The following is a 12,429-nucleotide window of genomic DNA, read 5'->3' as shown; positions in this document are numbered from 1 at the left end:
ATGTAACATGAAACTGTTTTCTCGTGCAATTGCAGAAGCAATCGGTACTTTCTGGCTGGTCTTGGGCGGCTGCGGCTCCGCAGTCCTCGCTTGCGGCGTCCCCACAACCGGCATCGGTTACGTTGGCGTTTCTCTCGCCTTCGGTCTTACCGTTCTGACCATGGCCTATGCCATTGGCCATATTTCCGGTTGCCACCTGAACCCTGCAGTTACCCTGGGCCTTGTCATGGGCGGTCGTTTCTCTGCCAAGGAAGCTCCGGCTTACATCGTCGCACAGATTTTGGGCGGTATCGTCGCAGCAGGTATCCTTCTGCTGGTGGCATGCCCCAACCTGACTAACGCAGGCATCGGTGCCTTCGCCACTAACGGCTGGTCCGATTCCCTGGTAAACGGCGTGAACGCCTTCGGTGGCAAGGCCACTGGCATGGGCACCGCATTTATCGTCGAAATGGTCCTCACAGGCATCTTCCTGTTTGTGATCATGGGCGCAACCGATAGCCGCGCTCCCGCAGGCTTCGCCCCCATCGCCATCGGCCTCTGCCTCACCCTGATCCACCTGATTTCTATCCCCGTAACCAACACCTCCGTGAACCCGGCCCGTTCCACTGCAATGGCCGTGTTTGTTGGCGGTGCAGCTATCAAGCAGCTGTGGCTCTTCTGGGTAGCCCCCATTCTCGGCGGCTGCATCGGCGGTTTCGCCTACAAGATGCTGGGCAAGTCCAAGTAATCGTCAAACGTACTAGCCCGCTCTAAAGGCAAAATAACGGAACTTTTAGTTTCTAGATGGCGTGACTTCGGTCATGCCATCCTTTTTTTTATGCACAAAGAATGTAAAGAAAACCTTATAATTGTACTTATATGGGAATCTTTAGTTAATTTGAGGCTTGGTAGTGTGTGGTTTTGGATTGATTTAGTTTCACTTTGAGGTGTTTTGTGAATAAGAAAATCGTCCGTATGTCTGTAATGGCACGTTATGCCCTGGCAGGATCTTTAATTTTGGGTACAGCTCTTGGAACAACAGCCTGTTCCGACGACAGTTCAACCGGCGCTGATGATAGCACCACCGGAGAGCTGATCAATTCCAGCGAATCTAGCGAACCTATTTACGACGAAAACGGCAATATCATTTCTAGCGCAAGCGGAGATGTTACCCCTGTCGACCCAAACAATCCTGCCCCCCTCAGCAGCGCCGGTGTCGTAGACCCGAACAATCCCTCCCCCAATTCCAACGGTTCCACGGAACCCACCCCGGTGGACCCCAATAATCCTGTACCTACCAGCAGCGCAGGCGTCATTACGGAACCTTCTTCCAGCGCCCTCAAGGAATATGACGACAACCACGCTCCCAAGGAGAGCTTCTTGCCGCCGGCAGGTTTCTATACCAGTTTGACCATCGATCCGCCTACCCCCCAAAAGGGAGGCCAGATCAAGTGTACCTTCGATGGCTCCTTCCCCACCCAGAATTCCGAAAGCATTACTGCAGCCAAGCCGATTACCGAAAACACCGTGATCCGCTGCTCTGAATTTGTAAATGGGCAAGCCGCAGATACAACAACGCAAACATATTTTATTAACGAAAATGTGACCATGCCTGTGGTCGCCCTGACGGTGAATCACCACGACATGTTCGACTCCACCGATGGCCTTTATGCTACAGGCCCCCTGACCAACAACCAGGGCGGCGGCATGTGGGATATAGGCGGTTTCGGTGCCACCGACAACAACAATCCCAAGTGCAGCGAACCCTGTAAGCAGGCCAACTTCTGGAAGGATACAGAACTCCCTGTCCATGTAGAATTCTTCGAAAACGGAAGTTCCACCAAGACCAAGAACTGGGAATTTGATGCCGGCATCTCTATTATCGGAAACTACAGCCGCTATAAGCCCAAGAAGAGCGTCGCCATCAAGATGGATAATGACAACTATGGCGACAAGACCTTAAAGTATTCCCTGTTCAAGACCCGCCCCGAAGCCAAGAAGTTCAAGGCATTCAACCTCCGCAACAACGGTAACCGCTTCTGGACAGACTACTTTGGCGACCCCATGCTGGTAAGCCTCATGGAAGGTACCGAAGTGGACTACCAGCGTAGCCGCCAGGTGGTGGTATTCTACAACGGCGAATACTTCGGCATCCACGACATGCGCGAACGCCTGAACCGCAGTTTTGCCGAAACCAACTACGGTGTCGACAGCAAGAGCATCAACGTTGTCAAGAACTGCAGCAACGGCGACGAAGGCTATCAGAATGGTTGGTGCCCCAGCGGTACCAACGGAGCCTCGGCTAATGAATTCGCACAGCTGGTAAATACGATTACCAGTGGCAACTTCGAAGGCGAAAACAACCAGCAGTACGAAGAAGTCAAGAAGAAACTGAACATAAGCAGTTTCGCCCAGTATATGATTGCCGAAATGTATATCCACAACGGCGACTGGCCCAACAACAACATCCGTTTCTGGGGTAGCCCCGCCAATGGCCAGCCCTTCAAGGCCATGATCTTCGACGTGGACCATGGTTACGGCTTTAGCCCGGGTATTACCGGCTTCGATACCGAAAGCCAAAATATGTTCCAGTGGGTTCTGGGAAGCGCAACCATGGATAACAACAATGGAGGCAACCAGGGTGGCAACCAGGGCGGCATAGGTGGTATCGGCGGCTTCGGCGGCGGTATGGGCGGCTGGGGCATGGGCTCCACCACCACACTGGGCAACATGCTAAAGAAACTCCTGGCCAACCCCGATTTCAAGCGTCTGTTCATTAACCAGTCCTGCATCTTGCTGAACAGCTACCTGACTTACGAAAAGGTCCAGGCCGCCGTACAGAATATGCTGGCCACCATTCCCAGTAGCGAACAGTCCCGCGACGAACAGCGCTGGCCCCGTAACCAGAGCAGCTTTACCTGGGCCCCCTCCGGCAGCGATTTGCTGCGATTCGCACAGAACCGCACCGAAACCACCCGCCAGGAACTGGCCAACTACTTCGGCCTTTCCGGTGAAGTTTCTGTAACCCTGTCTGCAAGCGGTAACGGCAAGATCTATGTCGATGAAATGGCCCTCCCCAGCACCACTTACCAGGGCAAATTCCTGGCAGGAAACCCGCTGAAGCTTACCGCCGTGGCCGTATCGGGAGGCGTATTCACGGGATGGTCTGACGGATCTACTGAGAATCCTCGCCTGGTTGAACCTAGCGCAGGCATGACCTTGACGGCTCAATTCAAATAAGATTTCTCTATCGGTTTAGAAGATTTCAGAAAAACGTGGTGCTTCGGCATCACGTTTTTTGCGATTTAAAGCACAGTTTAACACAAAAAAGGTTAACGTCCCTACCTTTTTTGTTAAAAAAAAATATCTTAATCAAGTGTGAATGGAGAATTTTATGATTAAGCATTTAATTTTTCCCTTTTTAGTTTTTTTGACGGCTTTTTGCTTTACGAACTGTAGTACAATTGAAATTAGTGCTGCTGACAAAAATATCGAAGATGAAAATGGTATTCACCACGATACCGTGTATACTACTGACTCCCTGAGACAATTCTACATCCTCAACGATTCCATCGACAATGTCGACACGGTAAAGTTGGATTCAATTAGGGCAGTCATTGTCACTCACAACGATACCATCTATCTAGATAGCATAACTTACCTGGTAGATTCCTCTGCCGCCAAGGAATTTGAAAAACTGGTAAGCCTGGATTCCTGCGCAAAGGAATGGGAAAACTTTAGGGTAAACATCCCCAAGGGAAAGACATACATTTGTAAAGATGGTTCCTGGTCTGTCTATGTAGACTACACCTTGAATAATGCGGCAGTTACAGGCATGGCCCAGAAGGGGCCTCTCGCCTACCAGTCTAACGTAACCATTACCGAATTAACCCTGGATTCCCTTAAAAAGACGAGTAATAGTTTCAGCGACAAGATTTCTGGCAATATGGGGGAATTCGTGATTCCCAAGGTCACCCTGCAAAATCCCATTGTAGAAGTAGAAGCCGAAGGAACATTCCTTAACGAAGTTACCGGAAAGTGGAGTTTACAGAAGGTGACGCTCCAGGCAATTTCCAAGTTGAGCCACAAGGATTCAACCATCAGCCGCGACAGTGTCAACGTGAATCTGCTGACCCACCTGGAGTACCCCCGCGTAAAAAGACTGTATATGAAGGGCTACAGCGTTGATGCCGCCAAGAAGCAAGCTCAGCAGGAAATCATGAATGCACTAGGACTGGGAACTACCGTAGAACACGCCGAAGACCTGAACTTGTATGGCGAGATAGAAGGTGATGGCCTGCTGATGGCGGTTTCGTTACTGTTCCTGAGAGATCTTGACGATTCAACCGCTTTGGCAAACATTGAATCCTTCCGCAATGACCTGGCGCTCAATGGTGTCTGGAACGATTCTGCATTGAAGAAGGATATGGCCGACTGGGCCTACAGATTTTACGTCGACGTTAAATCCGTCAATATATCCGTAAACCTAAGCAGTTGGAATATTGCGGGAATCTCTTCATATACAAATTATCTGAATCAGTTCTGGTCAAATAAGTATGGCCTGGGCCAATGCAACTCCTACAGAAAAAACATCATTCTTCACAACAAGTCTGTAGCGGCAAGTTCCACTGAACAGTACTATATCTGCAATGGCACCAACTGGCGCGAGGCAACCACCATTGAAAAAGACACTTATAAATGGAATTCCTGCAAAACCGGAGACATCAAGAAAGGTAATGTTACCGATTCAGTCTATGTTTGCGGATTAGGCAACAATTGGACATATGACTACATGCAAACCTTGTTCCAGATTTGTGATGAGTCCTCAATTGGCAAAGTTGTGGAAGACTCCACTGAAACCCTGTATATTTGTACGGAAGAAGGCTTTGTCCAATATGATGTTGATGACGCATACGTACTTGACACTCGTGACGGCCAGATTTATAAGACGGCCAAGATTGGAACTCAAACCTGGATGGCTGAGAATTTGAATTTCGTGCCTACAGCTGAATCAGACCAAAGTTGGTGTTATGAAGGATTGGGCCCTGTTCAATCAACATCTCCTTGCTCCGAAAGAGGTCGATATTACCGCTGGAATGCCGCACTAAATAAGACAAGATCTTCTTGTGGATATGGAGTTAGTTGCACTTATTCAACCCCCATTCAGGGATCATGTCCTGTAGGTTGGCATATTCCCACATTAGAAGAATGGTATACTCTCATTAATTTTGTGATGAATGAATATTCCAATGCCGTTTTTGCATTAAACTCCACAACCACATGGACAAACTCCAGCTACGCCACCGATATTTATGGATTTAGCATTAAAGCATACGGAAGTAATCCATATGGAAATATTTCGTTCAGCAATGTGGGAACCCATGCAGAATTCTGGACTGCAGATCAGATATCCACAAGCAACAGCTATCAAATTTCATTCAAATACAATAACTACACAATAGAATCCTCGGACAAGGATGATGCCAGAAATATCCGCTGTATCAAGGATTAACCTAAAGGCGAGAAAAAGGATAAATTATGTTGAATAGAAAGATTTATACGATTTTCTTTGCTTTCAGCCTTTGGGCAGCTTTGTTCATTTACGGATGTGGCGATGACTCAACATCTAGTGCAACTGAACAAAATGGGAATGCATTTATATATGACACCGTGTATGTCAATGATTCCGTATTCAATATTGACACGTTAAAAATTCTTGATACGCTGTATCGTATCGACACGGTTTTTGTGGATTCCATCATTGGTGTCCTGGTGTTGAATCATGACACTATTTATTTAAAGGATTCCGCAGTCATTGCGGATACGGCAAAAATGAAATCCGTCCTGTCGTTCAAGGAACTCAAATACTGCTTTGATGAATGGGAAGGAAACCGCGTATACACCGTCACCAGTGGATACACCTATGTCTGTAAAGATGAACAATGGGTTCTTGACCGCACAGAACCTTATGCCCTGACAAACGGCACCATTACTGGCGTCGCCCAGAAGGGCCCCTTCATGTTCCATAGCGTAATCAATCTCACGGAACTTTACGGCGATTCCCTTTCAAAGACAACCCGTTCCTATACCGACGAAGTTTCTGGCAACAAGGGTGACTTCGTGATACCCGCCGTAACTCTTGAAAACGGCATCGTGTCCATGGAAGCATCCGGCCGATATTACAATGAAGTCACCGGCACATGGACGACAACTTATATGACATTACAGTCCCTTGTAGAAATTTCTGCAGGCGACCAGAAAAAGGTTGGACGTACCAAAGCGAACATCAATATCCTCACCCACCTGGAATATGACCGCGTATTAAAACTTTATCGGATGGGATATTCTTTAGCTGCTGCAAAAAAACAGGCCCAGCAGGAAATCATGAACGCATTCGGGTTCCCCACCAAGATTACCAACGCCGAAGATCTTGACCTGTTCAGCACCGCCAACAACAACGGCGTACTGATGACAATCTCGCTGCTGTTCCTCAGGGATCTGAGCGATTCTCTTACTGCAGAAGAAATCAGTCATTTTAGGCAGGACATTGCCGAAGATGGCCTCTGGCAAGATTCTGCGCAGAAAATCGCCATGGCCGACTGGGCCTATAGTTTTGACAAGAACATTGTTCGCGCTTCGGTGTCCAGCTGGAACATTGCGGAAATCGCATATTTCGATAACAGTATGAATGACTTCTGGCAGAACGCCTATGGCATCGGAAAATGCACCTCTACCCGTAACGCCGAAGTCATGAAGAATCAGAATCCCAACAGTTCTAACAAGGACCGTTACTTCATTTGTCGCTATGGTTCCGCCTGGGATTCTGCAACCACCTACGAAAAGGATACCTATGGCTGGAAGAATGATGAAATGGGAGCCGTTAAAAAAGGTAGCGCAACAGATTCATTCTACGTTTATAATGGCACATGGAGCTATGACCCCTTGCAGACCTTGTTCCAGAAATGCGATTCAACTAAGATAGGCATGATTCTGCTGGACACTCTAAGCAATCTTTACAAGATCTGTAGAGAATCTGGTATTGATGATGCTACCGCCTTGGAATACAACACTTACCAATGGGAAGCAGGAACCCCAGGTGAAATCAAGACTGGTTCCGTCAACCCTGATTATTACTACTACTATGTAGCCGACAGCGCATGGCGAGAAGCCAAGACCGTCGAAGTAGACACCTACCAATGGGAAGACGGTGTTGATGGCGATGTGAAAATGGGATCCGTGAATACAAGAAACTGTTACATCTACAGCGTGGATTCCTGGCAAGCTACAGCAACAACCATGTGCGACACTTATGGCTGGGCCGACGGTACCGAAGGCGAATTCAAGGCAGGAAACATAAATACCACCATCATTTATGTTTGGGATAGCGATGAATCTGCATGGCGCGAAGCTAAGGATGAATTCGAAAAAAATTATGGCGCATGCACAACCAATCGTGAAGGCGAAGAAATTCCGGTTAAGGCATGCACGATGTCCTGCACAGAAAAGGAATGGAGTCGCGCAACATTTACAGACTCTAGAGACGGCCAAAAATACACCTATGTCACAATCGGCACCCAGACCTGGATGGCAGAAAACCTGAATTTCGTGCCTACAGTAGAATCAGGACAAAGCTGGTGCTATGCAGGATCCAGTCCAGTCCAATCAACTTCTCCCTGCTCTGAAAGAGGCAGATATTATCGCTGGAATGCAGCACTGAATAAGACAAGATCTTCTTGTGGATACGGAGCCAGTTGTTCTTATTCGACCCCCATTCAGGGATCATGTCCTGCAGGTTGGCACATTCCCACTAGAGCCGAATGGAATACCTTAATTTCATTCGTGCAAACAGAATACTCCAACGCCGTATATGCTCTCAGAGCCACTACCACATGGACAACCTCTGATAATGCCACAGACGATTACGGATTTGATCTTAAGGCTTACGGAAGCAACCCATATAGCAATGGTTCGTTCAGCAATGTTGGATCTCGCGCAGATTACTGGACTGCAGACCAGTATTCCTCGAACAACGGCTATTACATTTATTTCAGTTCAAGCAGTAGCACAACAGAATACGCCGACAAGGATGATGCCAGAAATATCCGCTGCGTAAAGGACTAAACAAATCACAGGCTTAAATAACAACAAAGAATCTATTTACTATATTTCTCTGCGTATATTTTTTAACCCGTCTGTCGAAAAAGGCAGACTTCTAACCAAAGGAAGAAACAATGGCTGACAATCTGTCCGTCCTCGGCAAGGCTCGCAAGGCCTACCAGCCGAAACTCCCCGTCGCTCTCCGTAAGGGCGCCCTCAATGTCGCACTCAACAAGGGTAAGGCAACTGAATCTGTCTCTGATCAGAAGAAGATCAAGGCTCTGTTCCCCAACACCTACGGTGCTCCCTACATTCAGCTGAAGGCTGGCAAGGCTGCTGGCGAAGCTAAGGCTTTGAACGTTGGCGTTGTTCTTTCTGGCGGTCAGGCACCTGGTGGCCACAACGTTATCGCAGGTCTCTTCGACGGTATCAAGAGCATCAACAAGAATTCCAAGCTCCTGGGCTTCCTCGGCGGTCCGTCTGGCCTCGAAAACGGCAAGTTCATCGTGATCAACGAAAAGATCATGGACTCCTACCGCAACACTGGTGGTTTCGACATCATCCAGTCCGGCCGTACCAAGCTGGAAACTGAAGAACAGTTCAAGAAGTGCATGGCTGTTGCCAAGGCTCAGAAGCTGGACGCTATCGTCATCATCGGCGGTGACGACTCCAACACCAACGCTGCTGTTCTCGGTGAATACTTCCAGGCTAACGGCGCTTCCTGCGTTGTTTGCGGCTGCCCCAAGACCATCGACGGCGACCTCAAGAACGAATACATCGAAACCTCCTTTGGTTTCGACACCGCTGTGAAGACCTACTCTGAACTCATCGGCAACATCATGCGCGATGCTAACTCCGCTCAGAAGTACTGGCACTTCATCAAGCTCATGGGCCGTTCCGCTTCTCACATTGCTCTCGAAGCTGCTCTCCAGACCCACCCGAACGTCTGCTTGATCTCTGAAGAAGTCAAGGCCAAGAAGATGAAGCTGAAGCAGGTCATCAAGTATGTTGCAGACATCGTTGCTGCACGTGCTGCTGACGGCAAGAACTTCGGTGTTGCTCTCATTCCGGAAGGCCTCCTGGAATTCATCCCCGATGTTGGCGTTCTGATTTCTGAACTTTCCGAAGCCCTCGCTCACCACGAAAAGGAAGTTGAAGGCCTCGACACCGCTGCTAAGGTTGAAAAGCTCTGCCAGTGGGTTTCCAAGGCTTCTGCTGAAGTCCTCGTTTCTCTGCCTTCCTTCGTTCAGGCTCAGCTCATGCTGGACCGCGACTCTCATGGCAACGTTCAGGTTTCCCTCATCGAAACCGAAAAGCTCATCATCGACATGGTGAAGAGCGAACTCAAGAGCCGCAAGAACTTCAAGGGCAAGTTCTCCGCTCTCAACCACTTCTTCGGTTACGAAGGCCGTTGCGCAGCTCCGTCCAACTTCGACGCTGACTACTGCTACAGCCTGGGCTACACCGCTTCCGTTCTCGCTTTCAACAAGATGAACGGCTACATGAGCTCTGTTCGCGACCTGACCAAGGGTATCGAAAAGTGGACCGCCGGTGGCATTCCTATCACCATGATGATGAACATGGAACGCCGTCACGGTGCAGACAAGCCGGTTATCCAGAAGGCTCTCGTCGTTCTCGACGGTGCTCCGTTCAAGTTCTTCGCTGCTAACCGCGAAGAATGGGCCAAGACTGAATCCTACACCTATCCGGGTCCGATCCAGTACTGGGGTCCCAGCGAAGTTTGCGACGTTACCAACTTCACCATCAAGCTGGAACGCGGCGCAATGAAGGTTGCTGCTGCTAAGAAGGCTCCGGCCAAGAAGAAGTAATAGTCCGACTTTAATGGATTAAAGGAATCCTCACGCAATAGCGTGAGGGTTCTTTTTTTTGTTTCAACGGATTATTCAAAGCCCATTTGGAGTAGAAAGATACAAGTCCTTGATTGTAGCTTTGGCTACAAAAAAGGGAAAAACATGAACAAGCACAAACTTAATTTGCGTGCAATTAATGAAAGGTATGCGACATTCGCCAACTTTCTCTTGGGCCACCGTTTAATGTTCATCATTGCGACCTTGTTACTCGTCGCTTTAGCATTAGTCGGCACTAAAAAAATCTTTTACGAAACATCCTGGGATAGCTACTTCGTAGAAAATGACCCGATGCTTCAGCAGACCGACAAGTTCAAAGAACTTTTCGGCAACGACTACTTTGTAACGGTCCTTACCGAAACAGACAACATCTACACCCCCGAAAACCTCAAGCTACTGCGCGAGCTGAGCGAAGAACTTCGCGACAGCATTTCGTACTCCGACGGTAAAGTTACCTCGCTCACCAACGTGGAATACATGCTCGGCACCGACGAGGGAATGGAAATCACCCAGATTGTGCCCGAAGAGATTCCGCAGAACGAAGAAGGCATGAACCAGATCAAGGAACGCGTGAAGGCTAAATCCGAGCTTTCAAAGAAGCTAGTGACCGAAGACGGAAAACAGACCTGGATTTTATTAAAGCTCCGCCCCTTCCCCGACGATTCTGTATGGAAGGCCGAGGGCAAGATTGCTCCAGATATGCAGACCGGCGAAGAAACCGACCACATTATCGAAAAAGAAAAGTACGCACCGCTACACCCCTATGCAGGCGGCATGCCCTACATGAGCAAGCAGAAAATTAACTTTACCAACAAGGAAATGGGGCGCATCATGGGCATTACCCTCCTGTGCGCCATTTTCGTGATGGTTGTCGTAACCCGCTCACTCCGCGGAGTTGTAGCACCAATCCTTACCACATTTGTAGGCATTCTCCTTACATTTGGTCTTGCAGGCTTTACCGGCATGTACATGGATACGACAACTTCCATGATTCCGCCAATTCTTTCGTTTGCAGTCTCCATCGCCTACAACATCCACCTCTATTCCTTCTTTAGAAAGGAAATGTTGTTGCACGGCAAGAGGCGTACGGCTATCCTTAACGCAGTCAAGGAAACCGGATGGTCCATTACATTTTCTGGCCTTACGACCATTGTCGCCCTGTTTTCGTTCCTTGCCGTTATGCTAAAGCCCATTCGCGCAGTCGGAAGCCTTTCGGCATTGTGCGTTCTGTTTATCCTCGCCGTAGCGCTGGTAATCTCCCCAATCATGTTGAGTTTTGGCAAGGACAAAAAGCCAAGCCCGAAAGTTCTTGAAAAGGGAGATACCGGCCTCGGTTTGAAAATGGAGGCCCTAGGCAAGTTTGTTGATGCTCACTCCAAGGCAATCCTTGCCGTATTTGCAGCTTTGGCACTGGTTTCAGTTGTGGGCATGTTCCGAGTAGAACCTACCTTTGACGTGGAACGCACCATGGGCCGCAAGGTCACCTATGTCGATAGAATCCTCCACATGGCAGAAACAAAGCTCGGTGCCATATATTCCTACGAAATTGCCATAGAATTTCCCAACAACGACGACGCAAAATCTGTCGAAAATCTGAGCAAGCTCGACTCGCTCACTTCCATTGTCAAGGAGTTCAAGCTCACCAAGCGCGTAACCTCCATTCTCGACATCATCAAGGATTTGAACCGCACCCTTAACGAAAATAAGCAGGAACAATACACACTCCCCGCAACCGAAGAGGAAGTGGCTCAGATGCTTTTGCTCTACGAAAATGCGGGCGGAAGCGAATCCAACTACTGGATCGATTACGATTACAAAAACCTGCGCATGATGGTCGAAATCAACACCTATAACAGTAACGAGCTGGAATACGAACTAAAGGACATTACCGAAAAGGCATCCAATCTCTTTAGCAACGCAAAGGTCAGCGCCGTGGGTAACGTTCCCCAGTTTACGACCATGCAGCAGTACCTGGTACGTGGCCAGCTGATTTCCTTTGGCATTTCTGTACTCATAGTCGCCGTACTTTTAATGATTGTATTTGGCAGCGTGCGTACGGGTCTTATCGGCATGATTCCAAACATATCCCCGGCAATATTTGTTGGAGGCTATCTCGGATGGCGAGGAGTCCCGTTGGACATGATGACGGCTACCGTCATCCCCATGATCATTGGCCTTGCAGTAGACGATACAATCCACTTCATTAACCATGGAAAGCTTGAATTCGAACGCACCGGGAAATACACGGAATCCATTTCGAGAGTGTTCAAGACAACGGGTCCGGCCCTTGTTATGACAACCGTTATCATGTGTGTAACCTTTGCAAGTTTTAACACCTCGTGCTGCACAATGTTTTTCAACTTTGGATTCACGATTGTCGTAGGTCTCGCATCCGCCCTGGCAGCCGACTTGTTTGTAACACCTATTCTCATCAAGAAGTTTAAAATCTACGGTAAGGAAGAATAACCATGAAATTCAATTTTGT

General features: G+C 48.5%; 6 protein-coding genes. All 6 read left to right on the top strand.

Annotated features, from left to right (window positions below):
* Positions 1-7: 7 nt before the first annotated feature.
* The 6 genes from aqpZ (at position 8) to B7992_RS11400 (ending at position 12,410) form a co-directional block, all read left to right on the top strand.
* A complete protein-coding gene (gene aqpZ, locus B7992_RS11425) occupies positions 8-727 on the top strand; it encodes an aquaporin Z (RefSeq protein WP_073160886.1) in 720 nt (239 codons plus the stop codon).
* 206 nt (positions 728-933) lie between these two features.
* Positions 934-3,219, top strand: coding sequence for a CotH kinase family protein (locus B7992_RS11420; protein WP_254917690.1), 2,286 nt, complete (start codon positions 934-936; stop codon positions 3,217-3,219).
* A gap of 154 nt (positions 3,220-3,373) precedes the next feature.
* A complete protein-coding gene (locus B7992_RS11415) occupies positions 3,374-5,491 on the top strand; it encodes an FISUMP domain-containing protein (RefSeq protein ID WP_176421931.1) in 2,118 nt (705 codons plus the stop codon).
* Between the two features lie 26 nt (positions 5,492-5,517).
* Positions 5,518-8,100 (top strand): FISUMP domain-containing protein, encoded by a 2,583-nt coding sequence (locus B7992_RS11410; RefSeq protein WP_088666311.1) that lies wholly within the window; start codon positions 5,518-5,520, stop codon positions 8,098-8,100.
* A gap of 110 nt (positions 8,101-8,210) precedes the next feature.
* Entirely contained in the window at positions 8,211-9,905 is a 1,695-nt protein-coding gene (locus B7992_RS11405) for a diphosphate--fructose-6-phosphate 1-phosphotransferase (RefSeq protein ID WP_088666310.1), read from the top strand.
* Positions 9,906-10,049: 144 nt separating this feature from the next.
* The gene (locus B7992_RS11400; RefSeq protein WP_088666309.1) at positions 10,050-12,410 is read left to right on the top strand and encodes an RND family transporter; all 2,361 of its coding nucleotides are present in this window, start codon (positions 10,050-10,052) and stop codon (positions 12,408-12,410) included.
* Positions 12,411-12,429: the final 19 nt, after the last annotated feature.

The sequence above is a fragment of the Fibrobacter sp. UWH1 genome (assembly GCF_002210365.1).
Lineage (GTDB): Bacteria > Fibrobacterota > Fibrobacteria > Fibrobacterales > Fibrobacteraceae > Fibrobacter.
The sequence above is the reverse complement of the archived record's forward strand: the minus strand, read 5'-3'. Positions and strand labels throughout refer to the sequence as shown.

Excerpts from the sequence above, each read along its gene's own strand:
- B7992_RS11405 (WP_088666310.1), top strand. The coding sequence starts at position 8,211 with ATGGCTGACAATCTGTCCGTCCTCGGCAAGGCTCGCAAGGCCTACCAG.
- B7992_RS11410 (WP_088666311.1), top strand. The coding sequence starts at position 5,518 with ATGTTGAATAGAAAGATTTATACGATTTTCTTTGCTTTCAGCCTTTGG.
- B7992_RS11415 (WP_176421931.1), top strand. The coding sequence starts at position 3,374 with ATGATTAAGCATTTAATTTTTCCCTTTTTAGTTTTTTTGACGGCTTTT.
- aqpZ (WP_073160886.1), top strand. The coding sequence starts at position 8 with ATGAAACTGTTTTCTCGTGCAATTGCAGAAGCAATCGGTACTTTCTGG.
- B7992_RS11400 (WP_088666309.1), top strand. The coding sequence starts at position 10,050 with ATGAACAAGCACAAACTTAATTTGCGTGCAATTAATGAAAGGTATGCG.